Annotated in this window: 26 protein-coding genes; 20 read left to right on the top strand and 6 right to left on the bottom strand. The window is 68.5% G+C overall.

All coding sequences use genetic code 11. The features are described 5' to 3' along the window. Position 1: 1 nt before the first annotated feature. On the top strand, positions 2–688 hold the full coding sequence (locus ACIPRI_RS04810) for a dienelactone hydrolase family protein (protein WP_446620239.1): 687 nt from the start codon (positions 2–4) through the stop codon (positions 686–688). Here ACIPRI_RS04810 and ACIPRI_RS04805 read toward each other — a convergent pair. Both ACIPRI_RS04805 and ACIPRI_RS04800 read right to left on the bottom strand, forming a co-directional pair. After that, entirely contained in the window at positions 685–1,035 is a 351-nt protein-coding gene (locus tag ACIPRI_RS04805; protein WP_446620238.1) for a hypothetical protein, read from the bottom strand. The genes ACIPRI_RS04810 and ACIPRI_RS04805 overlap by 4 nt on opposite strands. 260 nt (positions 1,036–1,295) lie before the next feature. Continuing rightward, the gene (locus tag ACIPRI_RS04800; RefSeq protein ID WP_446620237.1) at positions 1,296–2,234 is read right to left on the bottom strand and encodes a LysR family transcriptional regulator; all 939 of its coding nucleotides are present in this window, start codon (positions 2,232–2,234) and stop codon (positions 1,296–1,298) included. 122 nt (positions 2,235–2,356) lie between these two features. Between ACIPRI_RS04800 and ACIPRI_RS04795 the strand changes: the two genes are divergently transcribed. The 3 genes from ACIPRI_RS04795 (at position 2,357) to ACIPRI_RS04785 (ending at position 5,002) form a co-directional block, all read left to right on the top strand. Continuing rightward, complete coding sequence (locus tag ACIPRI_RS04795) at positions 2,357–2,971, top strand: NAD(P)-dependent oxidoreductase (protein ID WP_446620236.1); 615 nt, start codon at positions 2,357–2,359, stop codon at positions 2,969–2,971. A 70-nt stretch (positions 2,972–3,041) separates the two neighbouring features. Further along, positions 3,042–3,929: an alpha/beta fold hydrolase gene (locus ACIPRI_RS04790; RefSeq protein WP_446620235.1), complete on the top strand. Its 888-nt coding sequence runs from the start codon at positions 3,042–3,044 to the stop codon at positions 3,927–3,929. Between the two features lie 14 nt (positions 3,930–3,943). Further along, entirely contained in the window at positions 3,944–5,002 is a 1,059-nt protein-coding gene (locus ACIPRI_RS04785) for an SGNH/GDSL hydrolase family protein (protein WP_446620234.1), read from the top strand. A gap of 13 nt (positions 5,003–5,015) precedes the next feature. On the opposite strand, the gene ACIPRI_RS04780 is transcribed toward ACIPRI_RS04785, so the two are convergent. The 3 genes from ACIPRI_RS04780 to ACIPRI_RS04770 all read right to left on the bottom strand — a co-directional run bounded on the left by ACIPRI_RS04780 (position 5,016) and on the right by ACIPRI_RS04770 (position 7,715). Continuing rightward, positions 5,016–5,942: a hypothetical protein gene (locus tag ACIPRI_RS04780; RefSeq protein WP_446620383.1), complete on the bottom strand. Its 927-nt coding sequence runs from the start codon at positions 5,940–5,942 to the stop codon at positions 5,016–5,018. Positions 5,943–6,178: 236 nt separating this feature from the next. Further along, positions 6,179–6,535: an SPW repeat protein gene (locus ACIPRI_RS04775; protein WP_446620233.1), complete on the bottom strand. Its 357-nt coding sequence runs from the start codon at positions 6,533–6,535 to the stop codon at positions 6,179–6,181. A 118-nt stretch (positions 6,536–6,653) separates the two neighbouring features. Next, a complete protein-coding gene (locus ACIPRI_RS04770; protein WP_446620232.1) occupies positions 6,654–7,715 on the bottom strand; it encodes a class I SAM-dependent methyltransferase in 1,062 nt (353 codons plus the stop codon). Positions 7,716–7,849: 134 nt separating this feature from the next. Between ACIPRI_RS04770 and ACIPRI_RS04765 the strand changes: the two genes are divergently transcribed. The 6 genes from ACIPRI_RS04765 to ACIPRI_RS04740 all read left to right on the top strand — a co-directional run bounded on the left by ACIPRI_RS04765 (position 7,850) and on the right by ACIPRI_RS04740 (position 15,386). After that, positions 7,850–8,137 carry a response regulator transcription factor gene (locus ACIPRI_RS04765; RefSeq protein ID WP_446620231.1) on the top strand — a complete coding sequence of 96 codons (288 nt, stop codon included), beginning with the start codon at positions 7,850–7,852 and terminating at the stop codon, positions 8,135–8,137. 80 nt (positions 8,138–8,217) lie between these two features. Continuing rightward, on the top strand, positions 8,218–10,842 hold the full coding sequence (alaS, locus tag ACIPRI_RS04760; RefSeq protein ID WP_446620230.1) for an alanine--tRNA ligase: 2,625 nt from the start codon (positions 8,218–8,220) through the stop codon (positions 10,840–10,842). Continuing rightward, a complete protein-coding gene (locus ACIPRI_RS04755) occupies positions 10,842–11,498 on the top strand; it encodes a hypothetical protein (protein WP_446620229.1) in 657 nt (218 codons plus the stop codon). Before alaS ends, ACIPRI_RS04755 begins: the two co-directional genes overlap by 1 nt. Next, positions 11,495–12,718, top strand: coding sequence for a PrsW family intramembrane metalloprotease (locus tag ACIPRI_RS04750; RefSeq protein ID WP_446620228.1), 1,224 nt, complete (start codon positions 11,495–11,497; stop codon positions 12,716–12,718). Before ACIPRI_RS04755 ends, ACIPRI_RS04750 begins: the two co-directional genes overlap by 4 nt. Positions 12,719–12,783: 65 nt before the next feature. Continuing rightward, complete coding sequence (locus tag ACIPRI_RS04745; protein WP_446620227.1) at positions 12,784–13,797, top strand: 2-dehydropantoate 2-reductase; 1,014 nt, start codon at positions 12,784–12,786, stop codon at positions 13,795–13,797. A 17-nt stretch (positions 13,798–13,814) separates the two neighbouring features. After that, positions 13,815–15,386, top strand: coding sequence for a phospholipase D-like domain-containing protein (locus tag ACIPRI_RS04740; RefSeq protein WP_446620226.1), 1,572 nt, complete (start codon positions 13,815–13,817; stop codon positions 15,384–15,386). A 4-nt stretch (positions 15,387–15,390) separates the two neighbouring features. Here ACIPRI_RS04740 and ACIPRI_RS04735 read toward each other — a convergent pair whose 3' ends face one another. Beyond that, the gene (locus ACIPRI_RS04735) at positions 15,391–16,134 is read right to left on the bottom strand and encodes a transporter substrate-binding domain-containing protein (RefSeq protein ID WP_446620225.1); all 744 of its coding nucleotides are present in this window, start codon (positions 16,132–16,134) and stop codon (positions 15,391–15,393) included. A gap of 190 nt (positions 16,135–16,324) precedes the next feature. On the opposite strand from ACIPRI_RS04735, the gene ACIPRI_RS04730 reads away from it, so the two are divergent. From ACIPRI_RS04730 to ACIPRI_RS04685, 10 genes are read left to right on the top strand one after another with little or no spacing between them, the layout of a single operon-like run. Continuing rightward, on the top strand, positions 16,325–17,308 hold the full coding sequence (locus ACIPRI_RS04730) for a Bug family tripartite tricarboxylate transporter substrate binding protein (protein WP_446620382.1): 984 nt from the start codon (positions 16,325–16,327) through the stop codon (positions 17,306–17,308). A 1-nt stretch (position 17,309) separates the two neighbouring features. After that, a complete protein-coding gene (locus ACIPRI_RS04725; protein WP_446588994.1) occupies positions 17,310–18,128 on the top strand; it encodes an SDR family oxidoreductase in 819 nt (272 codons plus the stop codon). Positions 18,129–18,161: 33 nt separating this feature from the next. After that, the gene (locus ACIPRI_RS04720) at positions 18,162–18,707 is read left to right on the top strand and encodes a cupin domain-containing protein (RefSeq protein ID WP_446588992.1); all 546 of its coding nucleotides are present in this window, start codon (positions 18,162–18,164) and stop codon (positions 18,705–18,707) included. A gap of 11 nt (positions 18,708–18,718) precedes the next feature. Beyond that, positions 18,719–19,645 (top strand): alpha/beta fold hydrolase, encoded by a 927-nt coding sequence (locus ACIPRI_RS04715; protein ID WP_446588990.1) that lies wholly within the window; start codon positions 18,719–18,721, stop codon positions 19,643–19,645. Further along, on the top strand, positions 19,642–20,484 hold the full coding sequence (locus ACIPRI_RS04710; RefSeq protein WP_446588988.1) for an IclR family transcriptional regulator: 843 nt from the start codon (positions 19,642–19,644) through the stop codon (positions 20,482–20,484). Before ACIPRI_RS04715 ends, ACIPRI_RS04710 begins: the two co-directional genes overlap by 4 nt. 19 nt (positions 20,485–20,503) lie before the next feature. Continuing rightward, complete coding sequence (locus ACIPRI_RS04705; RefSeq protein ID WP_446588984.1) at positions 20,504–21,349, top strand: SDR family oxidoreductase; 846 nt, start codon at positions 20,504–20,506, stop codon at positions 21,347–21,349. Next, positions 21,342–23,036 (top strand): thiamine pyrophosphate-binding protein, encoded by a 1,695-nt coding sequence (locus ACIPRI_RS04700; protein ID WP_446588982.1) that lies wholly within the window; start codon positions 21,342–21,344, stop codon positions 23,034–23,036. The genes ACIPRI_RS04705 and ACIPRI_RS04700 overlap by 8 nt, the downstream gene beginning before the upstream one ends. A gap of 8 nt (positions 23,037–23,044) precedes the next feature. Continuing rightward, the gene (locus ACIPRI_RS04695; RefSeq protein WP_446588980.1) at positions 23,045–23,845 is read left to right on the top strand and encodes an aspartate dehydrogenase; all 801 of its coding nucleotides are present in this window, start codon (positions 23,045–23,047) and stop codon (positions 23,843–23,845) included. A 1-nt stretch (position 23,846) separates the two neighbouring features. Beyond that, complete coding sequence (locus ACIPRI_RS04690; protein WP_446588978.1) at positions 23,847–25,325, top strand: aldehyde dehydrogenase; 1,479 nt, start codon at positions 23,847–23,849, stop codon at positions 25,323–25,325. Then, positions 25,322–26,296 carry a VOC family protein gene (locus tag ACIPRI_RS04685; RefSeq protein ID WP_446588976.1) on the top strand — a complete coding sequence of 325 codons (975 nt, stop codon included), beginning with the start codon at positions 25,322–25,324 and terminating at the stop codon, positions 26,294–26,296. Before ACIPRI_RS04690 ends, ACIPRI_RS04685 begins: the two co-directional genes overlap by 4 nt. The last annotated feature ends 3 nt before the right edge of the window (positions 26,297–26,299 follow it).

Here is a 26,299-nt window from a genome sequence, read left to right as displayed (position 1 = left end):
CATGAAAGCAGTGCCGCCCTCCAGCGAGCAGCGTGCGCTTCGGATTCCGGTGGGCGCCACCACGCTCGACGCCGACCTCAACCTGCCCGAGGCACCTCGTGGACTCGTGCTTTTCGCCCATGGAAGCGGGAGCAGCCGCTTCAGCCCGCGCAACCGCCAGGTCGCCCGGGCGCTCAACGCGGCCGGGTTGGCGACCCTGCTTGCCGACCTGCTGACGCCCGACGAAGAAAGGGTCGACGAGCGCACGCGCCAATTGCGCTTCGACATCGGCTTGCTCGCGCAGCGGCTCGCCGGCCTGACCGACTGGCTGCGCACTTCAGGGCCGACGCATGTCGAGATCGGCTATTTCGGCGCGAGCACGGGCGCCGGTGCCGCGCTGGTGGCCGCCGCGCAGCGGCCCGACGTGGTGCGCGCCGTGGTCTCCCGCGGAGGCCGGCCGGACCTGGCCGGGCCGGCCCTGGAACGCGTGGCGGCGCCGACGCTGCTCATCGTGGGCGGCAACGACGACGTGGTGATCGATCTGAACCGGCAAGCACTTGCATTGCTGCGCAGCAAGAAGCACATGGAGATCGTGCCCGGCGCCACGCACCTGTTCGAAGAGCCCGGCACGCTCGAGGCCGTCTCCGCGCTGGCGCGCGACTGGTTCCTGCGCCATCTCGATCCTCGGTCTGCCGTTCAGGCTTCCTAGCTGGCTTTGCCCATGACCCGCAGCCATGCGGGAAATTCGCGGTCGAATTCCTGTGGCGTGATCTCGCCCAGATGCGTGCAGGCGGCTTCCGGCAGCGCTACGCTTTCTTCCCGGTGCCATAGAACGCAGCCAAAAAGCCGGCCCACCAGAATTCGCTCTTCCCGCGGAACGGGAAATTGGGACACATGCCGGGGCAACTGCTCCATGGCGACGCGGCGACGCAGTTCAATGCGAACAGCGCCTTTGCGCCGGCTTCGAATTAGCGTGCTGCCCCGCAGCCAGAAATGCAGGCGCAACTCGCGCACCACGAGCACGAAAAAAATAAGAACTAAGATTGCACCCAACATGAATTTTCCGCCCTAACTCGTTCAGACGAAAGCGTTGCTGGCCACCTGGACAGCTTTTGCGCAAGATTAGATTCGGGCGGACAGAAGCGCAATACGACAAACGCCCTAGCATCGCCAATTGCTCACGATCCGGCCTGCATTTGTTGCCGGAAAGCAAATAGATGGCGGAAGGCGGTTTCCCTTTCGGCTATTTCGTCAATTCGCGGTGGGGCCGAGTCGGTCAATTGACCTGGTCGCGGCGGGCTCGGTCAATTCCGGAACTAGTCCAGCGGCAAAAGCGGTTCGGCGCCGGCGCGCTCCACGTGCTGCTTGAGCGCGTCCAGAAAGACGCGCACCTTTTTCGGCCGATGCCGGGCGGCCGGAAACACCGCATGGATGCCGCTTTCGGGCAGGGTCCATTGGGGCAGCAGGTGCAACAGCCGGCCCGCCGCCACATCCGCCTTGACCGCGTAGTCCGGCAGCACGGCCAGGCCTCCGCCGGCCAGCACCGCCGAGCGCACCGCATGCGAGGTGTTGGCCAACAGCGAGAGCTCGAAGCGCACCGCGCGCCGGGTTTTGCCGCTGGCGCTGGTGAAGGTCCAGCTGGCCGGCTGCCGCAGCACCGACAGGGCCACGAAGGGCAAGCCGGCAAGCGCTTCCGGCTTGGCGGGCGCCGGCTGGTCGTCAAACAGGCGGGGGCTGGCCACCAGCCATTCGCTGAAGCTGCCGATGCGGGTGGCTTGCAGGCCGGAATCGGCCAGCCGCCCGACGCGCACGGCGACGTCGATGCCTTCTTTCATCATGTCGACCACGCGGTCGCCGGCGAGCAGCTCGATCTTCAGCGCCGGATGGCGCCGACGCAGCGCCACCGCGACCGGCGCCACCACGCTGGCGGCATAGTCGATGGGCGCCGTCACGCGCAGCAGGCCGCGCGGTTGCGCCGTGTCCTGCCCGGCGGCGCTGATGGCTTCTTCGGCGTCGCGCACGATGCGCCGGCTTGCTTCGTAGAAGGCTTCGCCGGCATCGGTCAGGCTCTGGCGCCGGGTGGTGCGCAAGAGCAGGCTGGCACCGATCTCGGCCTCCAGCCGCTGCAGGTGCGCGCTGACCATGGTCTTGGCCAGGCCGAGCCGGCGCGCCGCGGCCGACAGCGAGCCCGCTTCCACCACGGCGACGAACACCACCAGCCGATTCAGGTTGACGCTGCCCAGGGCCTGCTGCATTTTTCGATTGTCCAGTTTGGATGAACTAAGAAAGCACGATTGTCCATCTTATCGAAACACCCCCGCGGCCCTAATCTTCAGCCCATCCCCTTCATCAACATTCACTCTCAAAGGACACGCAAATGAAGATCGCATTGATTGGCGCCACCGGCCAAGTCGGTTCCCGCATCCTGGGCGAGGCGCTCGAGCGCAGCCACCAGGTGACTGCCATCGCCCGCAACCCCGCGTCGCTGGCGCCGCGCGCCGGGCTGAAGGTGCTGGCTCTGGACGTGAGCAAAGAAAGCGACAAGCTCGCGGCCGAGTTGGCCGGCCACGACGTGGCCATCATCTCCGTCAAGTACAGCCAGGTCGACGCAGCGCCGATCCTCGAGGCCGTCAAGCGCGCCGGCGTGCCGCGCGTGCTGGTGGTGGGCGGCGCCGGCAGCCTGCAAGTGGCGTCGGGCGTCGATCTGGTCGACACCCCCAACTTCCCGGCGGCCTACAAGGGCGAAGCCCTGGCCGCGCGCGACTTCCTGCGCCTGCTGCGCCAGGAGACCGCGATCGACTGGACCCTGGTCTCGCCCTCGGCGCTGCTGCAGCCCGGCCAGCGCACCGGCCAGTTCCGCATCGGCGGTGATCAGTTACTGGTCGACGCCAAGGGCGCCAGCCACATCTCGATCGAAGACCTGGCGCTGGCCCTGGTCGACGAACTGGAGTCGCCCAGGCATTCGCGCCAGCGCTTCACGGTAGGCTATTGAGCCCCCAGGCCGGGCTAGCCCGGCCCGCCCCCGCGGGGGATCAAGCAAAGAAAAAGAGAAAGGCCAGTCCATGTCGAACGCTTCCGTCTCCCATCGCTTTGCCGACGTCGGCGGCCTGCGCATCTTCTATCGCGAGGCCGGGCCCCTGGACGCGCCGGTGCTGTTGCTGCTGCACGGCTTTCCTTCCTCGTCGCACCAGTACCAGCGGCTGATGGAATCGCTGGGAACGCGCTTTCGGCTGATTGCGCCGGACATGCCGGGCTTTGGCTACAGCGACGCACCCGCGCCGCTGTCGGCGCGCGGCACGCAGCGCTACACCTTCGACGAGCTGGCCCGGCTCATGGACGCCTTTTGTGAAGTGCTGGGCCTGAAGCGCTTCGTCCTCTATATGTTCGACTACGGCGGCCCGGTGGGCCTGCGCCTGATCGAGGCACATCCCGAGCGCGTCGCCGGCCTGGTGCTGCAGAACGCCAATGCCTACGACGAAGGCCTGAGCGACATGGCGCGCGCCCTTGCGGCCCAGACGCCTGCGTCGCCCAACGCTGCCGAGCAGGTGCGCGGACTGCTCGCGCCGGAAGTGACGCGCAGCCAGTACCTCACCGGTGCGCGTCAACCCGAGCGCATCTCGCCCGACAACTGGACGCTGGATCAGCACTTCCTGGAGTTGCCAGGCCGAGCGCAGATCCAGGTCGAGCTGGCGCTGGACTACCACAGCAACTTGCAGCGCTACCCGGCGTGGCAGGCCTGGCTGCGCAAGCACCAGCCGCCGACACTGGTCTTGTGGGGCCGGAGCGACCCCTTCTTTCTGGAAGCCGGCGCACGCGCCTATCTGCGCGATCTGCCAAGTGCCCAACTGCATCTGTTCGACACCGGGCACTTTGCACTGGAGGAGTGCCTGGCGGAAATCGCCCCTGTGGTGGCGGACTTTGCCGAGCGCTTCCTCCGCAAGCGCTCTTGACATACGCAATCGTCATGCAACTTCTACATGCCCATGCAAGCCGGATCTTCAGAACCATCTCAATTTCCCTGTCGCTGGCCGCCGTCATGAGTGCGGCCCAACCCTCTGGCGCCAAGGTCTCGCTGGCCGTGATGGGCGACTCCAACAGCCTGTCCTACCAGGACCGAATCTCGCTCCCCAACCCCGAGCAGCGCGGCGGCACCTACCGGGCGCGCACCTTGAACTGGGGCGAGGTCATTGCCCGCCTGCGCGGCAACGAAGTCGATCCCGGCCCCTGGGAGATCTCGGGTGTTTCGAATCCGAGCCTGCGCTGGCTCGACGTGCTGGGCATCCCGGTGGCACGCGCGCCACGCAAGGAAGACTACCGCTACAACTTCGCCAACGACGGCGCCGATTGCAGCCAGCTGATGGGCACGCGGCGGCGCCAGGCGCCGCGCCTGGTCCGGTTGATGGACCAGGAGCCGCAACGCTGGAAGCACGGCGTGGTGGTGATCCGAATCGGGCTGTCGGACCTGGCCCGTGTCATCGACATCCAGGCGCAGACGCCGGGCGTGCCCGCGGTGCAGGCCGCGCTGCAAGGCTGCCAGGCGTACTTTCGGGAAGCGGTGGCGTTGATTCGCAGCCGCCATCCGGACACCCACATCGTGCTGGTCAACGCCTTCGAGGATTCGCAGGACGCCGCCTACCTGCAGCGCTGGCAGTCGGCGCGCGAGATCGACAACATCGCGCGCATGTTCGACGCCCACGACCAGGGCCTGCGCGCCATCGTCGCCCAGGTGCCCAACACCAGCTTCTTCGACGACCGCGCCTGGTTTCGCCGTCACTGGGGCGCGCGCGATGCCGTCGGCAAGCCGGCCTTCAAGACGGTGGCCATCGGCCCGAAGCTGCGGGTGACGCATTCGGTCGGCGACGCGCCCATCCACTCCATGCTGGCCGACGACCACAACGGCCTGGTGTGGAACGTCCTGTGGGCGCAGGCGATGGTGGCGCATCTGCGCGACGTGGCCAGGCTGCCTGTCACGCCCATCAGCGACGAAGAGGTGGAGCGCCTGGTGCGCTTGCTGACGGAATGAAGTGGGAGCGAGCCTAGAAGCTCGCCGCCAGCCCCAGCGAGACGCCCGACACGTTGTTGCCGAACATGTAACGCAGCACAGCGCGCAGGCGGGTGACGTAAAGCGGGTTGTACTTGCTGGTATCGAGCTCCAGCCCGGCGCCCAGGGTGCTCAGGTAGTCGAAGCCGAGGATGTCCGACTGGTCGCCCAGATAGCGTGAGTGCGAGAACTCCAGCACGTAGCGCACCGGGCGGTCCAGCGCGCGCATGCCGGTGGGCGCGCGGTAGCGGGCGTAGATGTTGGCGGTGCGCGCGGAGGCTTCACCCTTCACCGCGGCCGAGGTGTTGCCGTAGGTCTTGAGGCGGATGTCGGTGTAGCGCAGCTCCACGTCCACGGTGGTGTCTTCGCGCACCCGTTCGTAGTCGAGCATGACGGCGCCGCCGAGGCCGTAGGCGTTCATGGTGCCGCCGTCGAGGAATTCGATGTTGCGGTCGAGGCGCTGCTCCAGCAGGAATTCCCCCACCTTCAGGTCGCTCGCCACCTTGCCCAGCGCGATGTCGAAAATCGGCCGGAAGACCAGTTCGTCGGTGATCGGGAAGTCCCAGCCGATGCCGCCCGTGCCGGTCACCGTGTTCCAGCGCGTCGGGATGCGGCGCGATTCGGTGCCGTTGCTGGCGATGAAGGTCGGGTCGTAGCGGCTATAGGCGATCGCGCCTTCCAGGTAGATCGGAATCGATTTGCTGATGGTGTCGCCGCCGCCCAGCTGGGTCATGTAGACGCCGGGGTTGTCGGTTTCGGCGTTCTGGACCGACAGGCTGCTCGAGGCCAGGTCCGGCACCACCGAATAGGCCATCAGCGACAGGATGCCGTTGGCCCGCTGCGAAATGCGGTTGTCGAGCAGGCGGAACTGCTGCGCCGACGCCTCGCTCATGCAGGCAAGTGCCGCGCCGGCCAGGCCCATCGCGGCCAACCAGCGCGCGGACAACAAGCCCGCGGTTTTCCTCCAGCCCAATCTCGCCCGCATCTTGAGTTCGCCCTTCTCGAACGTGTCATTGTCGCCATTCACGACAGCGGGTGATCCTACTGGCAAGCGCAATGCCGGACCGACAATGAACCACCGCACCCTGACACGAGGGCGTCATCTGCGGCGGCTCGGGATTCGGCGCCCCGCCGCGGGCGCCGTGCGGACCTTTCAGTTCAGTGGGCGGCCCGCCAGCCCATGTAGTCCTTGTCGGTGGCCAGCACCCACAGGGCGAGCACCAACACCGCGATGCCGGTCAGCACCGTGCTCATCATCGGGTTGCGCAGGGTCTCGAAAGCCAGTGCCCAGGGCGAGACGATCAGCCACACCCCGATCGCGCCTTCGGTCCATTCCTCCCAGGCGCGCGGCACGAAGGTGGCGCCGATGGCGGTTGCGATCAACGCAATGCCAAACACGACGGCGTTCACCGTGGGCGTGTTTTGCTCGGCAAACCCCAGGACCCAGGGCGAGCAGAGCAGCCACAGGCCCAGCACAGCGCTCAGCGGGTCCTGCCAATGCTTGATTTGCTTCATGGTTCTATGCCTCCTGCCGCCAAATGAAGGGATCGCCTCGCGGCGGCAGGGGTTCGATTGCGCCGGGTGAGGCGCGGTTCCCAGGCAGCCCGTGGCTTAGGGTGGCATGCCTAGAAATTCACACGGCGCGTGCTTCGTAGACCAGGTTGAAGGGCGTCTCCGCAGCGCGCCGGAACTGCGTGAAGCCGCCTTGGGCGGCAATATCGCGCGTGCGCGCCTCGCCTGCCTGCGCGCCCAGGCACATGGCGCCTTTTTGCGCGCGCGAAGCCGGCGTACAGATGAAGGTGGAGGCCGAGAAGAAGACCCGGCCCACCGGGTTGAGGTTGTCTTCCAGCTTGTCGTTGGCAAAGGGCTCGACGATGAGCCAGCTGCCACCAGGTGCCAGGCTCTGCTTCACATGCGCGGCGGCGCCGACCGGGTCGCCCATGTCGTGCAGACAGTCGAAGAAGGCCACCAGGTCGAAGCCCTGGCCGGGATAGTCCTGCGCGCTGGCGACTTCGAAGCGCAGGCGTTCCTCGGGCACGCCGGCCTGGCGCGCCGTGGCCTGCGCCTGTTCGATGGATGGCGCGTGGTAGTCGTAGCCGACGAAGCTCGAGGCCGGGAAGGCCTGTGCCATGAGCAGGGTGGAGGCGCCATGGCCGCAGCCCACGTCGGCCACCTTGGCGCCGGCCTGCAGGCGCTCCTTGATGCCCGTCAGCGCCGGAAGCCATTGGTCGACCAGGTTGGCCGCGTAGGCGGGCCGGAAGAAGCGCTCGGTGCCGTGGAAGAGGGCAGCGTCGTGCTCGTGCCAGCCCAGGCCGAGGCCGGTGCGCATGGCCTGCATCATCTTGGGGATGGTCTTGAACTGGTCGACCGCGATCTGGAAGGCGCCGGGAATGAAGGCCGGGCTGCCTTCCTCGGCCAGCGCAAAGGCCTGCTCCTCGTTCAGCGAGAAGCGCTGGCTGGCCGGGTCGTAGTCCACGTAGCCGCTGGCGGCCTGGGCGCTGAGCCATTCGCGCAGGTAGCGCGCGTCGACCTCCGCACGCTTGGCCAGTTCCTCGGCCGTGCCCGGGCCCTGGGCCAGCGATTTGTAGAGCCCCAACTGGTCGCCCACCACCACGGTGGCCGCGTGCATCACCGCGCCGATATCGCGCACGAACTCGCCCATGAAGGCGTTGAGCTTGTCTTCCTGAATGGCCATGGCGCACCTCCACTCGGCATGCGGCGAGTCGCTGCCGTGCATATACTGAAAAAGGTTTATCGTCCCGCCGGCGCGTAGCGGGGCCAATACGCAAGATTGCGTACAGCAAGCGCCAACAACGCGAGGTGTCCGCCATGAACCACCTGACGCGCAACGACCACTTCCAGGCCCAGGCGCTCGGCCCGCTGACCGCCTTGGAGGCAAAAAGCGCGTGGCCCATTGCACCCGACCTGACGCCGCGCGAGCGCGAGGTGCTGCGTTGGCTGGCCACCGGCAAGACCGACGCCGACATCGCGGCGATGCTGGGCATCAGCGCACGCACCGTGCAAAAGCACCTGGAGCACATGTACGTGAAGCTGGGCGTGGAGACGCGCACCGCGGCCGTGATGCGGACGCTGGGCACGTGGGGGCCAAACCTATAATCGAATGTTCAATCAAATCAAGCAGTTAGCCGGCGCGCCCGCCCGGCGCTTGGCGCCTCGAAGCGCAACCACGCAACACCATGAGCCAGCCCACGTTCACCGTCGCCGACATCCGCAAGACCTTCCTCGACTTCTTTGCCTCCAAGGGCCACACGGTGGTGGCGTCCAGCCCGCTGGTGCCGGGCAACGACCCGACCCTGATGTTCACCAACTCGGGCATGGTGCAGTTCAAGGACGTGTTCCTGGGTGAAGACAAGCGCAGCTACGTGCGCGCCGCATCGGTGCAGGCCTGCCTGCGCGCCGGCGGCAAGCACAACGACCTGGAGAACGTGGGCTACACCGCGCGGCACCACACCTTCTTCGAGATGCTGGGCAACTGGAGCTTTGGCGACTACTTCAAGCGCGAGTCGCTCAAGTGGGCCTTCGAGTTGTTGACCGAGGTCTACAAGCTGCCGGCCGAGAAGCTCTGGGCCACCGTCTACATCGAGGACGACGAGGCCTACGACATCTGGACGAAGGAAATCGGCCTGCCGCCCGAGCGCGTGGTGCGCATCGGCGACAACAAGGGCGGCCGCTACATGTCCGACAACTTCTGGATGATGGCCGACACCGGCCCCTGCGGCCCTTGCTCGGAAATCTTCTATGACCACGGCCCGGAGATCGCCGGCGGCCCGCCCGGCAGCCCGGACGAAGACGGCGACCGCTACATCGAGATCTGGAACAACGTGTTCATGCAGTTCGACATGCAGCCCGACGGCAGCGTGAAGAAGCTGCCGGCCCCCTGCGTCGACACCGGCATGGGCCTGGAGCGCCTGGCCGCCATCCTGCAGCACGTGCACAGCAACTACGAGATCGACCTGTTCGACAAGCTGGTGAAAGCCGCCGCGCGCGAGACCGGCGAGAAGGACCTGGCCAATGGCAGCCTGCGCGTGATCGCCGACCACATCCGCGCCACCGCCTTCCTGGTGGCCGACGGCGTGATCCCGAGCAACGAGGGCCGCGGCTACGTGCAGCGCCGCATCGTGCGCCGCGCCATTCGCCACGGCTACAAGCTGGGCTGCAAGAAGCCCTTCTTCCACAAGCTGGTGCCCGACCTGGTGGCGCTGATGGGCGAGGCCTACCCCAAGCTGGTGGCCGACGAGAAGCGCATCACCGAGACGCTCAAGGCCGAGGAAGAGCGCTTCTTCGAGACCCTGGCCAACGGCATGGAGATCCTGGATTCGGCCCTGGCCGACGGCGCCAAGGTGCTGCCGGGCGAGGTCGCCTTCAAGCTGCACGACACCTACGGCTTCCCGCTCGACCTGTCGGCCGACGTCTGCCGCGAGCGCGGCGTGGCGGTGGACGAGGCGGGCTTTGCGGCCGCGATGGATAAGCAGAAGGCAGCCGGCCGCGCGGCCGGCAAGTTCAAGATGGAACGCGCGGTGGAATACGCCGGCACCGGCAACGTCTTTACCGGCTACGAGCAGCTCGAAGGCCAGGCCAAGGTGGTGGCGCTGTACTTCGAGGGCTCGCCGGTCGAGAAGCTGAGTGAAGGCCAGCCCGGCATCGTGGTGCTCGACACCACGCCCTTCTATTCGGAAAGCGGCGGCCAGGTGGGCGACGCCGGCGTGCTGAGCGCGCAGGGCGTGCAGTTCGGCGTGGAAGACACGCAGAAGATCAAGGCCGACGTGTTCGGCCACCACGGCGTGCAGACGCAAGGCAGCTTGAAGGTGGGCGACACGGTCTTGGCCCAGGTCGACACCGCGCGCCGCGCCGCCACCGTGCGCAATCATTCGGCGACCCACCTGATGCACAAGGCTCTGCGCGAAGTGCTGGGCGGCCACGTGCAGCAGAAGGGCTCGCTGGTCGACGCCGACAAGACGCGCTTCGACTTCGCGCACAACGCGCCGGTCACGCACGAGCAGATCCTCGAGATCGAGCGCCGTGTCAATGACGAGATCCTGGCCAATGCCGCCACGCAGGCGCGGCTGATGGACATGGAGGCGGCCCAGAAGACCGGCGCCATGATGCTGTTCGGCGAGAAGTACGGCGATACGGTTCGCGTGCTGGACATCGGCACCAGCCGCGAGCTGTGCGGCGGCACGCACGTGGCCCGCACCGGCGACATCGGCCTGTTCAAGATCGTGAGCGAAGGCGGCGTGGCTGCCGGCGTGCGCCGCATCGAGGCGCTGACCGGCGCCAATGCGCTGGCCTACCTGCAGGACCTGGAATCCACCGTGCACAGCGTGGCTGCCACCTTGAAGGCGCCCACGGCCGAAGTGCAGGGCCGCCTGACGCAGGTGCTGGAGCAGGTGCGCAGCCTTGAGCGCGAGATCGGCGCGCTCAAGGGCAAGCTGGCCTCGTCCAAGGGTGACGAACTGGTGAGCCAGGCGGTCGACGTGAACGGCATCATGGTTCTCGCCGCCAAGCTCGATGGCGCCGACGCCAAGACCTTGCGCGACACGATGGACAAGCTCAAGGACAAGCTCAAGACGGCCGCCATCGTGCTGGCCGCGGTCGACGGCGGCAAGGTGCAGCTGGCGGCCGGCGTCACCGCCGACGCCATGGCCAAGGTCAAGGCCGGCGAGCTGGTCAACTTCGTGGCCCAGCAGGTCGGCGGCAAGGGCGGCGGCAAGGCCGACATGGCGATGGCCGGCGGCACCGACGCGGCGGCCCTGCCGGCTGCGCTGCAGTCGGTGCAGGCCTGGGTGGCGCAGCGCGCCTGATGAGCCAGGAGCGCGGCGGCACCGTCATGCCGTTGCCACCTGCCAGCACAACCAGCACAGCCGGCACAGCCCCGGCCGAAAGGCGCCGACCGCCGCCGGAACTGCCGCGCCGCGTGCCCTACGGCACCGCCTGGGTGTCGGCACTGATCTTCGCGCTGATCGCGCTCTTCGTCGGCGGCCTGACGGCCTGGAACGACAGCGTGCCGGGCGGGCGCACCATTGCGCCGGGCCTGGAACTGGAAGCGGGGCAGGGCGTGTACTACCAGCCGGCCGAGAAATGGAAGCTGGACGCCGCCAGAAGCCGCAGCGGCAGCATCTCGGCGGTCTTTCGCGACGCCAACCGTTTCACCATTCGTGTCGAGGACTGGCGCGGCGGCCCAGAGGGGCCCCTGGGCCGGCAACTGGCCCGCTTCGAGCGCGGCCGCCGCCTGCAGATCGAGGGCGATCCCGAGCCCTTCCATACCAGGAGCGGCCTGAGCGGCATGAGCTTCGCCTACTACGGCGCCAGCGCGGCGGGTCGCTACTGGCAGATCACGGATGTGGCGCACCAGCTGGTGATCCAGGTCGACTTTCACGGCGCGCCCGAGGGCGCCCAGAACAGCCTGGACGAAGCGGAGGCCATGGTCGACAGCCTGCGCCTGGAGCCCCTGCCGTGAGCGCGCAGCAGCCGACGCTGCAGCAAGCCGGCGAGTGGCCCGTCGGGCTCGACAGCTTCTTCCAGCCGCGCCGCGCCGCCTTCTGGCTGCTGATCTTCTTCCTGGCCAACGGCGCGCTCTACACCTTCAACCTGTTCGCCACCGGCTACCGCGTGGTGCCCACCACCGTGCTGGCCGGGCTGCTGCTGTGGTCGCTCTACACCGTGCCCTTCCTGCTGCTGTTTCGTCTGCTGGACCTGTTCGAGGAGCATCCGCCGCTGGCCTACCTGATGGCCTTTGCCTGGGGCGGGCTGGGCGCGGTCTGGCTGGCGGCCCCGAGCAATGTCGCCATGCTTGGCCTCGCGGCCAAGCTGGCGTCGCCCACCTTCGCGGCCGAATGGGGCGCGGCGCTGGCCGGCCCGACCAGCGAGGAATTCCTCAAGCTGATCGGTGTGGTACTGATCATGCAGATCGCACGCAACCAGTTCCAGACACCGCATTCGGTGCTGATCCTGGGCGCCTTGTCGGGATTGGGTTTCCAGGTGGTGGAGAACCTGGGCTACACGGTCAATTCCGCGGTGCACTTCGCCACCGACAGCCAGCTGGCGCCGGTGGCGCTGAACTTCGTCATGCGCGGGCTGTTCAACGGGCTGTGGAGCCACGCCGCCTACACCACCGTGGCAGCCTTCGGCGTGGTGTGCTTCATGTTCCGGCGCGACCTGTCGCTGACGCGGCGCTGCCTGCTCGCGCTGATGTATTTCCTCCTGGCCTGGGGCCTGCACTTCGTCTGGAACTCGCCGCTGCTCAACGACGCGATCCCGGGCAACGGCATCGCGTCCATGGCGGCGCTCACCTTCCTGAAGGGCCTGCCCGCGCTGGTGGCGGTCTGGCTGATCTGGCGCACCGCCTCGCGGGTGGAAGGCCGCCACCTGCGGGCGCTGGCCGAGCATTTCGTGCCCGAGCGCGAGCTGATCCGCGACGACGAACGGCGCCGCCTGGGCGCACCGCTGCGGCGCCTGGCCAAGCGCCGAGCCCTGGGCCGCGCTTTCGGCCCGCGCGCCGGCCGGCTGAAGGCACGGCTGCAGCGCGTGCAGTTGCGGCTGGTGATGCTGGCCGGCCAGCAGGGGCGCGGCGAACACACGCGAGCGCATGAGGCGGCCATCCGCCTGCTGCGCGTCGAGCTCGACTGGCTGTGCGCGCGCCCTCGCAACGACAAGTTGGACCTGGCGCCTGAGGCATGATCGGCGCCGCGCGGCCGGTGGCGCATCGCCGGCGCGCATCCAGAACAACACGAGGAACTCACTTCATGACCCCAGTCCCCGGTGATGTGCTCGTCATGGGCGCAGGCGCCATCGGCTGCTACCTGGGCGGCAGCCTGGCGGCGGCCGGCGTGCCCGTCACCCTGGTGGGCCGAGCACGCACCCTCGATGCGCTGGCAGCCCATGGCCTGGCGCTGACCGACCTGGATGGCCGCAAGGCCGCGCTGTCTGCCGCTCAATTGCGTCTCGCGCAGGACGTGCCGGCGGGCGCGCGGCCGGCGCTGGTCCTGCTGTGCGTGAAGAGCGGCGCCACGGCGCAGGCGGCAGCGCAGCTCGCGGCCGCACTGCCCGCGGGCACCCTGGTGGTGTCGATGCAGAACGGCATCTCCAATGCTGCCGTGGCGGCGCAGGCCGGTACCGGGCTCGCCGTGCTGCCGGGCATGGTGCCCTACAACGTGGCCGAACTGGCGCCCGGTGCCTACCACCGCGGCACGGCGGGGCGGCTGGTGGCGCAGCAGCATGAGGCGCTCGCGTCCTGGCTGCCCGTGTTCGAGCGCGCGGGCATTCCGCTGGACCTGGTGGGCGACGCGCTGCCGATCCAATGGGGCAAGCTGCTGCTCAACCTCAACAACCCCGTGAACGCGCTGTCGGGCCTGCCGTTGCGCGCCGAATTGATGGAGCGCGGCTACCGGCGCTGCTTCGCCGCGCTGATGGAAGAGGCGCTGGACGTGCTGGCGCGTGCCGGCATCCAGCCGGCGCAGGTGGCGGCCTTGCCGGTGCGGCGCTTGCTCGCCGTGCTGCGCCTGCCGTCGCCCCTGTTTCGCATCGTCGCCGCGCGCATGCTCAAGATCGACGCCAAGGCGCGCTCCAGCATGGCCGACGACCTGGCGCTGGGGCGCCGCACCGAGGTTGACGCGCTGAGCGGCGAGGTGGTGCGGCTGGCCCGTGCCCACGGGATGGACGCGCCGCGCAACGCCAAGATGGTCGAGCTGCTTGACGTCTGGCCGGCTAGGCCGCAGCCGCTGTCGCCCGCGCAGATGCTCGCGGCCCTGGGTCTTTAGGCGGCGCCCTGGGGTCGATGCAAATTCGCGCGCTGTTGCTTCGCGCCTGGCTGCTGGGCGTGCTGCTGGTCCTGGTGGGCTGCGCCTCGCTGCCGCCCTTCGAGGCGCAGCCACCCACGAGCGCGCCTGCCGTCGCCGAGGTGGCGCAGACGCCGCTGGCGCGCATCGCCCGCGCCGACCGGCCCGAGACGCCGGGCCTGTCCGGCTTTCGTCTGCTGGCGCAGGGGCCGACCGCCTTCAATGCGCGGCTGACCCTGGCCGAGCGCGCGCAGAAGTCCATCGACGCCCAGTACTACATCCTGCAGCGCGACGTCACCGGCCTGGCCTTCCTGCGCGGCCTGCGAGAAGCGGCCGCGCGTGGCGTGCGCGTGCGCCTCCTGGTGGACGGCCTCTATGCGCCGATCAGCGAAGACCTGTACGCGGCGCTGGCGGTGCAACCCAACTTCGAGGTGCGCCAGTTCAACCCCTTGCCCGCGCGCAGCGGCCCGCTGCCCTGGCGGCTGATGCGCTCGCTGGGCGAGCTGCGCCACGTCAACCGGCGCATGCACAACAAGCTCTTCGTGGTCGACAACAGCCTGGCGATCACCGGCGGGCGCAACGTGGCGGACGAGTACTTCATGCTCTCGGGCACGGCCAACTTCGTCGACATCGATTTGCTGGTGAGCGGGCAGGCCGTCGGCGAGCTGTCGCAAACCTTCGACGACTACTGGAACAGCGCCGAGGTGCGGCCCATGGCCAGCCTGCAGCCGGTGCCCGAACGCGAGGAGGCAGCGCGCCGCCTCGATGCCGCTTTTGCACCGCTCGCCAGGGATTTGTACGAGCCGGGGCTGGACGTGCTGGGCCTGCCCTCGGTGAAAACACAGCTCGATCAAGGCTGGCTCACCCAGGTCTGGGCCGATGCGCGGGTGCTGGCGGACTTTCCGGCCAAGATCCGGCAGGACGACCCGGAGGCCGCCTTTGCCGACAGCGTCACCCAGCGCACGCTGGCGCAGGTACAAGGCGCACGCGACGAAGTCTTCATTGTCTCGCCGTACTTCGTGCCCGGCGAGCGGGGCCTGGCGCTGGTCGAGGACGCCTCGCGCCGCGGCGTCCGGCTGGTGGTGCTGACCAATGCGCTCAATGCCACCGACGAGACCCTGGTCTACGGCGGCTACTCGCGCTACCGGGAGCGCCTGCTCAAGGCCGGCGTGAAGGTGTACGAGCTTGGCGCCGAGCTGGTGGTGCGCGACCGGCGCCTGGGCAACTTCAAGTCGTCGACCGGGCGCCTGCATGCCAAGGTGGCGGTGATCGACGGCCGACGCATGTTCATCGGCTCGATGAACTTCGACGGCCGTTCGGCCTGGCTCAACACCGAGCTTGGCCTGATCGTGGAGAGCACCGAACTGGCCGCGCAATTTCGCCAGCTGATCGACGAACGCGGCCCCGGTGCCTACGAGTTGCGCCTGGACGAAGCGGACGGCGCCATGCTGTGGGTGGAGCGCGATATCGACGGCGCCGAGACGGTGCGCCGCCAAGAGCCGGGCTTGAATCCGCTCTACCGCTTTCGCGACTGGCTGATGCTGCAGGTGCTGCCGGAAGAAATGCTCTAGGAGCTCAAGCCGCCGGTGCCACGCTGGCACCCTGCACCTTGTGCCGCGCCAGCGCATCGGCCACATAGCCTGAAGCCTTCATCTCCTCGACAAAGGCGCCCAGCGCAGCCGCGGCTTCAGCGCCGCGCGAGGCGGGCAGGCCCATCGCCTGCTGGATCACCATGAATCGGCCCGGCAGCAAGCGCAGGCCGATCGCGTCGGCTTGCGCTTCGGCTTGCAGCACCTGGCGAATGCCGGCGGCCACTTCGACGTGGCCGGCACGCAAGGCTTCCATCACGCCCTTGGCGCCGGCCACGCGCTCGATCTGCGCCTTCTTCAATTCGCGCGTCAGGAAAAGGTCGTAGGCGCTGCCGCTGCCCACGGCCACGCGCAGGCCCTCGCGGTCCACTTCTTCATTGCGCTTCAGCGCCGAGCCGGCTGGCACCAGGTAGCTGCCTTCGATCAGCACATAGGGCGCGGTGAACGACAGGCCTTCGCTGCGCGCCGGGTCGATCGCGAAGAAGCCGATGTCCGCCTCTTCCTTGCGCACCGCCTCGACCGAGGCGGCGGCTTTCTCGAACACCTTCAGCTCGACCCCGACCCCCAGTCGACCGGCGAAGGCGCGCGCCAGGTCGACCGAGACCCCTGCAGGTTCGCCGGTGCTCGCGTCGCGGCCGGCCAGGATGGGGTTGCCGAGGTTGATGGAGGCGCGCAAGACGCCGGTGGGGGCAAAGACGGCGACCAGCGCCGGGGGCAGGGAAGTCTTCATGGCGGAGCGATTCTGCCCGTGTAAGCGCAGGTAAACCAAGGGTTTTTACCTAATTGCGCCGGCCCCTTCGCGAAATATCCTTCGTGGGTCGTTTCAAGAATAAAACCGCGTTTCGTATATGGAACATCAAGATTCGAAGAAGCGACCCAAGAACTCCTTCCAACTTCGATCGCAAGAGTCCCACATCATGATGAACATCGCACGTCGTCGCGCGCTGGCCTTCGGCCTTGGCCTTGCGGCCGCGACGCTGGCCGGCCCGGCCCTGGCCCAGGCCAGCTATCCCGGCAAGCCGGTGACCCTGGTGGTTGCCTATCCCGCCGGCGGCGACACCGACGCGCTGGCGCGCGTCTATGCCGAAAAGCTCGCTGCCCGCATCGGTCAGCCGGTGGTGGTGGACAACAAGCCGGGCGCCAGCGGCGTGATCGGCTCCAGCTATGTGGCCAAGGCGCCGGCCGACGGCTACACGCTGCTGCTGGCGCCCAGCACCTTCTCGATCGCGCAACTGGTGCTCAAGACCAATGGCTCGGCCAGCTACGACGTGCTGAACGGCTTCACGCCGGTCATCCAGACCGGCACGCTGCCGCTGTTGCTCGTGGCAGGCCAGGCTTCGGGTCTGAAGAGCTTCAAGGACGTGCTGGCGGCCGCCAAGGCGCAGCAGCTTTCCTACGCCAGCCCGGGCGCCGGCTCGCCCATGCACATCCTGGGCGAGATGGTGAACAAGGCTGCCGGTGTGAAGATCAACCACGTGCCCTACCGCGGTGTCGCGCCGGCCGTGAACGACGTGCTGGGCGGCCATCTGCCGCTGACCTACATCACGTTGGGCCCGGTCGCGCCCTACCTGCCGAACGGCAAGATGCTGCCCCTCGCGGTGGCCGACCGCCAGCGCTCGCCGCTCGCGCCGAATGTGCCGACCCTGCTGGAGCTGGGCTACAAGGATCTGGAAGTCAGCGCCTGGCATGGCCTGTTCGCACCCAAGGGCACGCCGGCCGAGGTGGTGAAGCAGCTCAATGGCCATTTCAACGAGATCCTCAAGATGCCCGACGTGGTGGCCCGCATGGCGACCTTGGGCGCCACGCCGCTGGGCGGCGCGCCGGACGTGCTGGCCAAGACCAATGCGGCCGACTTCGAGCGCTTCGGCAAGATCATCAAAGAGCTCGGCATCCAGGCGGATTGAGATGAGCGCACCCAAGTCGACCCCCGACGCGCAGAGCCTTTCGGCCCTGCTGGCCGAGTTGCCTGCCAACCTGCTGGCCGGCCGCCGCGTGCTGGTGACCGGCGCGGCGCGTGGCCTGGGCCTGGCCTTTGCCAAGTGCATCGTGCAAGCCGGTGGCCGCGTGGTGCTGGCCGACATCCTGGCCGAGCTGGCGCAGGCCGAGGCAAGTGCGCTGCGCGACGCGGGCTTCGACGCGCAGGCCCTCCGCATCGACCTGTCGGACCCGGACTCCATCGAGGCCGGTGCCGCCGAAGCGATCCGCATGCTCGGCGGGCTGGACGGCCTGGTCAACAACGCCGCCATCACCAACTCCGGTGGCCGCGATGCGCATGCGCTGGACATCGACACCTGGGACCGCGTGATGAACGTCAACGTGCGCGGCACCTGGCTCATGAGCCGGGCCTGCCAGCAAGCGCTGGCCGCATCGGGCCGCGGCGCCATCGTCAACCTGGCGTCCGACACGGCCCTCTGGGGCGCGCCGAACCTGCTGGCCTATGCATCGAGCAAGGGCGCCGTCATCTCGATGACGCGCTCGCTGGCACGCGAGTGGGGCGGCCAGGGCGGCATCACGGTGAATGCCGTGGCGCCCGGCCTCACGCTGGTGGAAGCCACCGAGTACGTGCCCGCTGCACGCCACCAGCACTACATGGACGGCCGCGCGCTGCCGCGCGAGCAGCAGGCGGCCGACGTCTGTGGCGCGGTGCTGTTCGGCCTGTCGGGTCTTTCGCGCTTCGTCACCGGCCAGCTGCTGGCCGTCAACGGCGGCTTCGTGCTGCACTGATTTTTTTCCTATCGCCAACAAGGAGTCCATTCGATGAGCGACATGTCCGAACAACAAAAGATCGAAGGCGCGGGCAGCACCCTGGCGCAGCCCGAGGGCACGACCCTCGCGCAGTGGATGAACACCCGCATCGCCCGCTACGCGACCCGCAAGTACGACTGGGACGCGCTGAAGTTCCAGGCCGACCACGACGCCAAGTTCCGCCGCGCGCAGATGCGCTACGTGGGCACCGGCGGCACCGGCGTGATGGCCGACGTCAACACCGTGCCGGCCGAGCACTTCACCTTCTCGACCATGGTGATTCCGGCCGGCCACGAAGGCCCGCCGCACCTGCACACCGACGTGGAGGAAGTGTTCTTCCTGATCCGCGGCAAGCTCAAGGTGGTGATCGAGAAGGACGGCGAGCGCTTCGAGACCATCATGACCGACCGCGACCTGATCTCGGTGCCGCCGGGCGTGTACCGCGAAGAGATCAACATCGGCGACGAAGACGCGCTGATGTGCGTGATGCTGGGCGCCCAGAAGCCCATCACGCCGACCTATCCGGCCGACCACCCGCTCGCCAAGATCAAGCGCTGAGGCCTGACGCGATGAGCCACGCCGCTGCTCCGCTGCCCGATGCCGAACTGGCACGCCTGGACACACGCTTTGCTGCGCGCGGCGTGGCCGTGCGCGGCGGCGCCACGGTGTCGATGCGCGAATGCGGCTTGGGTAACGGCGGGCCGGTGTTCGTGTGCCTGCATGGCATCGGCTCCGGTGCGGCCTCCTGGCTCGATACGGCCTTGCGGCTGGAAGAAGAGGGCGCCCGCGTCATCGCCTGGGATGCGCCGGGCTACGGCACCTCGACGCCGGTTGAAGCAAGCCAGCCGAGCGCGGCCGACTATGCCGATCGCCTGCAAGGACTGCTCGAAGCACTCGGCATCGAGCGCTGCGTGCTGGTCGGCCATTCGCTGGGCGCCATCACCGCAGTGCATGCGGCGCGCCGGGGCTCGCCGATGGCCGATCGCGTTGCCAGGCTGGTGCTGATCAGCCCGGCCGCCGGCTACGGTGCGCCCGGGAAGGAGGAAGCCCGCCATCGCGTGCATGCGCAGCGCCTGGACGCACTGGCGCAGGACGGCATTGCCGGCATGGCGGCCAAGGCCGACCAGCGGCTGCTGTCGCCGGATGCGAACGAGCTGGCGCGCCAATGGGTGCGCTGGAACATGGGCCGCTTGAACGCGGCCGGCTACACGCAAGCGGTCGCGTTGCTGTGCGGCGCCGACCTGCTGGCCGAGCTGCCGCCGGCCATGCTGGTGCACGTGGCATGCGGCGCACTCGACGTGGTCACCACGCCGCAAGCCTGCGAAGAAGTGGCGCGCCGCTGCGGCGTGCAACTCGAGCTGCTGCCCGATGCGGGCCACGCCAGCTACGTGGAGCAGCCCGCGCTCGTGGCTGCGCTGCTGCTGCAGCGCCAGGTGGGCCTGAAGAACAGCGCCAACAATCGGGCCATCGCAACAACTGGAGAGCCAAGGCAATGAGCAACAACGAGATCACCGAAGAAGGCGCCGACCGCTACAACGTGCCCGCGCTCGAGCGCGGCCTGCGCGTGCTGTGCGAATTCAGCCGAGAGCACCGCACCCTGTCGGCGCCCGAGCTGGCGCGCCGCTTCGACCTGCCGCGCTCCACCGTCTTTCGCCTGCTCACCACCCTGGAGAACATGGGCTTTCTGGAGCGCGCCGAAGGCGGGCGCGACTACCGCCTGGGCCTGGCCGTGCTGCGCCTGGGCTTCGAATACCTGGCCTCGCTGGAGCTGACGCAGCTGGGCACGCCGCTCTTGCAGCGCTTGTCGGAAGAGCTGCACACCTCCTGCAACCTGGTGGTGCGCGACGGCCGCTCCATCGTCTACGTGGCCAAGGTCGCGCAGGCCACGCCCTTTGCCAGCTCGGTCACTGTGGGCACCCGCCTGCCGGCCCATGCCACGGTGCTGGGTCGCATCCTTCTGGAAGACCTCACGCTGCCGCAGCTGCGCGCGCTATACCCGGAAGACAAGCTCGAGACCTTCTCGCCGAGCACGCCCAAGAACGTCAACGAGCTGTTCGACATGGTGCAGGCCGACCGCCAGCGCGGCTACGTGCTGGGCGAAGGCTTCTTCGAAGCCAACATCTCCAGCATCGCCGCGCCGGTGCGCGACCACAGCGGCCACATCGTGGCGGCGCTGGGCGTGACCATTCCCTCGGGCCACATCGAGGAAGGCCGCATCGACGAGATGGTGGGCCGCGTGCGCGAGACGGCCGATGCCATCTCCGGCCTCCTGAACTACGCGCCCGCTGCCGCCAACGGCAAGGTGGTGCCGCTGCGCGGCGCCGGCCGCGCCTGATCGCATTTCTTTCATTGCCATGAGCTCGCAAGCCGCCTTCTCCAGCAACAACTTCCTGGCCGCCGATGCGCTGGCCGGCCGCGTGGCCGTGGTCACCGGCGGTTCCTCGGGCATTGGCCTGGCCACGGTGGAACTGCTGCTCGACTGCGGCGCCGCCGTGGCCCTGTGCGGCCGCGATGCGCAGCGCCTGGAGCAGGCGGTAAGCGGCCTGCGCGCCAGCCGGCCGCAGGCCAAGTTGTTTGCCCGCACCTGCGACGTGCTGGATGCCGGCGCGGTGCGCAGCTTCGCCGCCCAGAGCGAGGCCGCGCTGGGCCCGGCCTGCATGCTCATCAACAACGCCGGCCAGGGCCGCGTCTCCACCTTTGCCAATACCGAGGACCAGGCCTGGACCGACGAGCTGCACCTGAAGTTCTTTTCGGTGATCCATCCCACACGCGCCTTTTTGCCGCAACTCGTGGCGCAGCGCGCCGCGCTGGGCGATGCAGCCATCGTGTGCGCCAATTCGCTGCTGGCACGCCAGCCCGAGCCGCACATGGTCGCCACCTCGGCGGCGCGCGCCGGCCTTCTGAACCTGGTGCGCTCCATGGCCACCGAGTTCGCGCGTGAGGGCGTGCGCGTCAACGGCATCCTGATCGGCCTGATCGAGTCGGGCCAATGGCGTCGCCGCTTCGAGGCGCGCGACGACAAGTCGCTGGACTGGCCCACCTGGAGCCGCCAGCTCGCGCAAGACAAACACATTCCGCTGGGTCGCCTGGGTCTTCCGATGGAAGCCGCACGCGCGATTCTTTTCCTCGCCTCGCCCCTGTCCTCGTACACGACGGGCAGCCACCTCGACATCTCCGGAGGCCATTCCCGCCATGCCTGACAACAACAGACCCACCGTGACCGTCGGCGCCGTCGTCGCCGCTTTCCTCGAACAGTGCAACGTGAAGGCGGCCTTCGGCGTCATCTCGATCCACAACATGCCGATCCTCGATGCCTTCGCGCAGCGCGGCGCGATCCGCTTCGTGCCGGCGCGTGGCGAGGCGGGGGCCGGCAACATGGCGGACGCCTACGCGCGCTCCACCTCCAGCCTGGGTGTGTGCCTCACCAGCACCGGCCCGGCGGCCGGCAACATCGCCGGCAGCATGGTCGAGGCCCTGACGGCCGGCGCGCCGGTGCTGCACATCACCGGCCAGATCGAGACGCCCTACATCGACCAGGGCATGTCGTACATCCACGAGGCGCCCGATCAGCTCACCATGCTCAAGGCGGTGTCGAAGGCGGCCTTCCGCGTGCGCAGCATCGACAACGTGCTGGGCACGCTCAAGCGCGCCGTGCAGGTGGCGATGACGGCACCCACCGGCCCGGTGAGCGTGGAGATCCCGATCGACATCCAGTCGGCGCTGACCACCCTACCCGACGACCTGTCGCCGCTGCCGGTCGACGTGGCCGTGCCTTCGGCCTCCGGCCTCGATGCGCTGGCCGCGCGCCTGGCGCAAGCCAAGCGACCGATGCTGTGGGTGGGCGGCGGCGCGCGCCATGCCGGTGCCGCGATCCGGCGCCTGCAGAAGCTGGGCTTCGGCGTGGTTACCACGACCCAGGGCCGCGGCACGGTGCCGGAAGACGATGCCGGCTCGCTGGGCGCCTACAACATCCAGAAGCCGGTCGAGGCCTTCTATCAGACCTGCGACGCGATGCTGGTGGTGGGCTCGCGCCTGCGCGGCAACGAGACGCTCAAGTACGAGCTGAAACTGCCGCGCCCGCTGTTGCGCATCGACGCCGACGGCGCTGTCGAAGGCCGTTGCTACGCCACCGACGCGTTCATTTGCGGCGACTCGGCCCTGGCCCTCGAAGGCCTGGCCGATCGCCTGGAGGCGGCGAAATACCAGGCCGACCCGGCCCTGCTGAAGGACCTGCGCGCCGCCCATGACCAGGCGGTGGCCAGCCTGCGCGACGGTCTCGGTCCGTATGCCGAGCTGGTGCGCCAGATCCAGGCGATCGCGGGCCGCAACTTCAACTGGGTGCGCGACGTCACCGTCTCCAACAGCACCTGGGGCAACCGTGAGCTGCGCGTGTTCGAGCCCAACGCCGGCGTGCACGCCACCGGTGGCGGCATCGGGCAGGGCATGCCCATGGCCATCGGCGCAGCAGTCGGCGCCGCGGCGACCGGATCGGGCCGCAAGACCTTCTGCCTGGCGGGCGACGGCGGCTTCATCCTGAACCTGGGCGAGCTCGCCACCGTGGTGCAGGAGAAGACCAACCTGGTGATCGTGCTGATGAACGACCAGGGCTACGGCGTCATCAAGAACATCCAGGACGCGCAGTACGGCGGCCGGCGCTGCTACGTGGACCTGCACACGCCCGACTACGCGCTGCTGTGCAAGTCGCTGGCGCTGCCGCATGCGCGCGTGTCGCGGCTGGAAGACCTGGCGGATCGACTGGGCGAGGCGACTGCTGCCGAAGGCCCCTTCCTGCTGGAAATCGACATGCTGTCCATCGGCAGCTTCAAGAGCACCTTTGCCGGCCCGCCGACCAACACGGTGACGCAGATCCCGGCACTGGCCAAGTGAGTCGAACCATGTTGCGCATTGCACTCATCGGCTGCGGCGCCATCGGCGCATCGATGCTGGAACTGCTGCAAGGCGACGCCGGCCTGTCGGTCGCCGCCGTGGTCGTGCCCGAAGAGGGCATGGCCGCCGCCCGCGAGAAGGCCGCCCGTCTGGCGCCGCGTGCCGCGGTGCTGGCCAGTGTGCCGCTGGCCGGCATCGACCTGGTGGTGGAAGCCGCCGGCCACGCCGCCATCGAGGCGCACGTGCTGCCGGCGCTGCGCCGCGGCACCCCCAGCGTGGTGGCCTCGGTGGGCGCGCTGTCCGCGCCCGGCCTGCTGGAAGCGATCGAGCGTGCCGCCGCCACCGGCAAGACGCAGGTGCAGCTGATCGCCGGCGCCATCGGCGCCATCGACGCACTGGCCGCCGCCCGCGTGGGCGGCCTGGATGCGGTGCGCTACACGGGCCGCAAGCCGCCGCGCGCCTGGAAGGGCACGCCGGCCGAAGAGGGCCGCGACCTCGATGCGCTCGCCGGCGAAACCGTGATCTTCGAAGGCAGCGCGCGCGAAGCCGCTGCGCTCTATCCGAAGAACGCCAACGTGGCGGCCACCGTGTCGCTGGCCGGCCTGGGCCTGGACCGCACCTTCGTGCGCCTGGTGGCCGACCCGGCCGTCACCGAGAACGTCCACGTGGTCGAGGCCGAAGGCGCCTTCGGCCGCTTCGAGCTGACCATGCGCAACAAGGCGCTGGCGGCCAATCCCAAGACTTCTGCGCTCACCGTCTACAGCGCCGTGCGTGCATTGCGCAATCGCGTCGCCACCGTGGCCATCTGACATGATTTCCAACGAACTCCTCCCCATCAACATCGCCGGCGAATGGCGCCCGGGCGGCGGCGATGTGTATGAAAGCCTGTACCCCGCCAACGGCGAGCCGATCGCGCGCCTGAAGGCTGCCAGCCTGGCCGACGTGGAAGAAGCCATCGCCGGCGCCGATCGGGCCTTTCGCACCAGCGGCTGGGCGCAAAAGTTGCCGCACGAGCGCGCCGCCGTACTGCACCGCGTGGCGCAACTGATTCGCGACAACGCAGAAGAGTTGGCGCACAAGCAGCGCCTGGACAACGGCAAGCCGATCAGCGAGACGCGTGCCCTGGTGGCCAGCGCCGCCGGCACCTTCCAGTTCTTTGCCGCGGCGCTGGAAACGCTGGAAGAGAGCATCACGCCCTCGCGCGGCCCCTTCGTCACGATGAGCGTGCACGAGCCCATGGGCGTGGTGGCGGCGATCACGCCGTGGAACTCGCCCATCGCCAGCGAGGCGCAGAAGCTCGCGCCGGCACTCGCCGCCGGCAACGCAGTGATCGTCAAGCCGGCCGAGGTCACGCCGCTGATGGCGCTCGAGCTTGCCCGCATCTGCGAGCAGGCCGGCGTGCCCAGGGGAATCATCAGCGTGCTGCCGGGCAAGGGCTCGGTCATCGGCGACGCCATCACCCAGCACCCGCTGGTCAAGCGCGTGTCCTTCACCGGCGGCACCACCACCGGCAAGCACATCGCCCACATCGCGGCCGACAAGATGATGCCGGTGTCGCTGGAGCTGGGTGGCAAGTCGGCCACCATGGTGCTGGAGGACGCCGACCTCGACCACGCGGTGGCCGGCGTGCTGTACGGCATCTTCAGCTCGTCGGGCGAATCGTGCATCGCCGGCTCGCGCCTCTTTGTCGCGCGCAGCATCTACGACGAATTCCTCACCCGGCTGGCCGAAGGCGCGAACGCGCTACGCGTGGGCGACCCGGCCTCGGAGCGCACGCAGATGGGTCCGCTCATCACCGCCAGGCATCGCGAAAGCGTGGAGCGCTACGTGGAGCTCGGCGTCTCGGAAGGCGCGCACATCCGCACCGGCGGCGTGCGGCCGCACGGCGAGGGGCGCGATGCGGGCTACTACTACACGCCCACCATCCTCGAGGGCCTGACGAACCAGAGCCGTACCGCGCAGGAAGAGATCTTCGGCCCGGTGCTGGTGGCCATGCCCTTCGACAGCGAAGAGATGCTGATCGGGCAGGCCAACGACAGCATCTACGCGCTGGCCGCCGGCGTCTGGAGCCGCGACTTCAAGCGCGCCTGGCGCATCGGCCGCGCAGTGCAGGCCGGCACCGTCTGGGTCAACACCTACAAGCAGTTCTCCGTCTCCACGCCCTTTGGCGGCTGGCGCGACAGCGGCCTGGGCCGCGAAAAAGGACGCGAGGGCATCTTCCAGTACATGGAGCAAAAGAGCATGTACTGGGGCACCAACGAACAACCGCTGCCTTGGAGCAAAACATGAGCGTGCTGGGCATCGACCAGATCACCTATGCGGCGGACGACCTGCCGACCTGCCGCAAGTTCTTCGCCGACTGGGGGCTGGCCCTCAAGTCCGAAGCGGCTGACGAACTCGTCTTCGAATGCCTCAACGGCTGCCGCGTCGTCGTTGCCTCGCTGGCCAAGCCCGGCTTGCCGCCAGCCATGGAAGAAGGCCCGACCTTGCGCGAAGTGGTGTGGGGCGTGCAGGGCAACGAAGACCTGGACCGCTACGCCGCCGCCATCGCCGGCGAGCCGCAGTTCTTCGACCAGCCCGACGTGGACGGCGCGCGCCGCATCGGCTGCATCGACCCGAACGGCCTCGCGGTGCGCCTGCAGGTGAGCCGCAAGCGTGAGGTCGACCTGCAGTGCGGCGCCATGAACACCTGGAACGCCAAGCCGCGCATCAACCAGCCGGCGCCCGTCTACGAGCGCGCCACGCCGATCGAGGTGGGCCACGTGGTGTTCTTCGTGGCGGACGTGCACGCCACCAGCGCCTTCTACCGCGAGCGCTTCGGCTTCGTCGCCTCCGACAGCTACCCGAATCGCGGCGCCTTTATGCGCTGCGCGCCCGAGGGCGGCCACCACGATCTGTTCCTGCTTCAGCTGCCCTCGGGCAAGCGCGGCCTGAACCACGTGGCCTTCACCGTGCGCGACATCCACGAGGTGTTCGGCGGCGGCCTGCACTTCTCGCGCCAGGGCTGGGAAACGCAGCTCGGCCCGGGGCGCCATCCGGTGTCATCGGCCTACTTCTGGTACTTCAAGAACCCGGCCGGCGGCCTGATCGAGTACTACGCCGACGAAGACCAGCTCACCGCCGACTGGCAGCCGCGCGAGTTCGAGCCCGGGCCCACGGTGTTCGCCGAATGGGCGGTGGACGGCGGCCTCGATGGTCACACGCGCCGCCAGAAGAACGCCGAAGGCCCCAAGGGCGCCTTCCTGACCGAAAAGAAATGAACC

This window comes from Variovorax sp. LARHSF232 (assembly GCF_052871435.1).
This window is presented reverse-complemented; position numbering and strand designations above follow the sequence as displayed.

What these genes read in the sequence shown, in the direction of transcription:
- ACIPRI_RS04810 (WP_446620239.1), top strand. Translation starts at nt 2, where the DNA reads ATGAAAGCAGTGCCGCCCTCCAGCGAGCAGCGTGCGCTTCGGATTCCG.
- ACIPRI_RS04805 (WP_446620238.1), bottom strand. Translation starts at nt 1,035, where the DNA reads ATGTTGGGTGCAATCTTAGTTCTTATTTTTTTCGTGCTCGTGGTGCGC.
- ACIPRI_RS04800 (WP_446620237.1), bottom strand. Translation starts at nt 2,234, where the DNA reads ATGCAGCAGGCCCTGGGCAGCGTCAACCTGAATCGGCTGGTGGTGTTC.
- ACIPRI_RS04795 (WP_446620236.1), top strand. Translation starts at nt 2,357, where the DNA reads ATGAAGATCGCATTGATTGGCGCCACCGGCCAAGTCGGTTCCCGCATC.
- ACIPRI_RS04790 (WP_446620235.1), top strand. Translation starts at nt 3,042, where the DNA reads ATGTCGAACGCTTCCGTCTCCCATCGCTTTGCCGACGTCGGCGGCCTG.
- ACIPRI_RS04785 (WP_446620234.1), top strand. Translation starts at nt 3,944, where the DNA reads ATGCAACTTCTACATGCCCATGCAAGCCGGATCTTCAGAACCATCTCA.
- ACIPRI_RS04780 (WP_446620383.1), bottom strand. Translation starts at nt 5,942, where the DNA reads ATGGGCCTGGCCGGCGCGGCACTTGCCTGCATGAGCGAGGCGTCGGCG.
- ACIPRI_RS04775 (WP_446620233.1), bottom strand. Translation starts at nt 6,535, where the DNA reads ATGAAGCAAATCAAGCATTGGCAGGACCCGCTGAGCGCTGTGCTGGGC.
- ACIPRI_RS04770 (WP_446620232.1), bottom strand. Translation starts at nt 7,715, where the DNA reads ATGGCCATTCAGGAAGACAAGCTCAACGCCTTCATGGGCGAGTTCGTG.
- ACIPRI_RS04765 (WP_446620231.1), top strand. Translation starts at nt 7,850, where the DNA reads ATGAACCACCTGACGCGCAACGACCACTTCCAGGCCCAGGCGCTCGGC.
- alaS (WP_446620230.1), top strand. Translation starts at nt 8,218, where the DNA reads ATGAGCCAGCCCACGTTCACCGTCGCCGACATCCGCAAGACCTTCCTC.
- ACIPRI_RS04755 (WP_446620229.1), top strand. Translation starts at nt 10,842, where the DNA reads ATGAGCCAGGAGCGCGGCGGCACCGTCATGCCGTTGCCACCTGCCAGC.
- ACIPRI_RS04745 (WP_446620227.1), top strand. Translation starts at nt 12,784, where the DNA reads ATGACCCCAGTCCCCGGTGATGTGCTCGTCATGGGCGCAGGCGCCATC.
- ACIPRI_RS04740 (WP_446620226.1), top strand. Translation starts at nt 13,815, where the DNA reads ATGCAAATTCGCGCGCTGTTGCTTCGCGCCTGGCTGCTGGGCGTGCTG.
- ACIPRI_RS04735 (WP_446620225.1), bottom strand. Translation starts at nt 16,134, where the DNA reads ATGAAGACTTCCCTGCCCCCGGCGCTGGTCGCCGTCTTTGCCCCCACC.
- ACIPRI_RS04730 (WP_446620382.1), top strand. Translation starts at nt 16,325, where the DNA reads ATGAACATCGCACGTCGTCGCGCGCTGGCCTTCGGCCTTGGCCTTGCG.
- ACIPRI_RS04725 (WP_446588994.1), top strand. Translation starts at nt 17,310, where the DNA reads ATGAGCGCACCCAAGTCGACCCCCGACGCGCAGAGCCTTTCGGCCCTG.
- ACIPRI_RS04720 (WP_446588992.1), top strand. Translation starts at nt 18,162, where the DNA reads ATGAGCGACATGTCCGAACAACAAAAGATCGAAGGCGCGGGCAGCACC.
- ACIPRI_RS04715 (WP_446588990.1), top strand. Translation starts at nt 18,719, where the DNA reads ATGAGCCACGCCGCTGCTCCGCTGCCCGATGCCGAACTGGCACGCCTG.
- ACIPRI_RS04710 (WP_446588988.1), top strand. Translation starts at nt 19,642, where the DNA reads ATGAGCAACAACGAGATCACCGAAGAAGGCGCCGACCGCTACAACGTG.
- ACIPRI_RS04705 (WP_446588984.1), top strand. Translation starts at nt 20,504, where the DNA reads ATGAGCTCGCAAGCCGCCTTCTCCAGCAACAACTTCCTGGCCGCCGAT.
- ACIPRI_RS04700 (WP_446588982.1), top strand. Translation starts at nt 21,342, where the DNA reads ATGCCTGACAACAACAGACCCACCGTGACCGTCGGCGCCGTCGTCGCC.
- ACIPRI_RS04695 (WP_446588980.1), top strand. Translation starts at nt 23,045, where the DNA reads ATGTTGCGCATTGCACTCATCGGCTGCGGCGCCATCGGCGCATCGATG.
- ACIPRI_RS04690 (WP_446588978.1), top strand. Translation starts at nt 23,847, where the DNA reads ATGATTTCCAACGAACTCCTCCCCATCAACATCGCCGGCGAATGGCGC.
- ACIPRI_RS04685 (WP_446588976.1), top strand. Translation starts at nt 25,322, where the DNA reads ATGAGCGTGCTGGGCATCGACCAGATCACCTATGCGGCGGACGACCTG.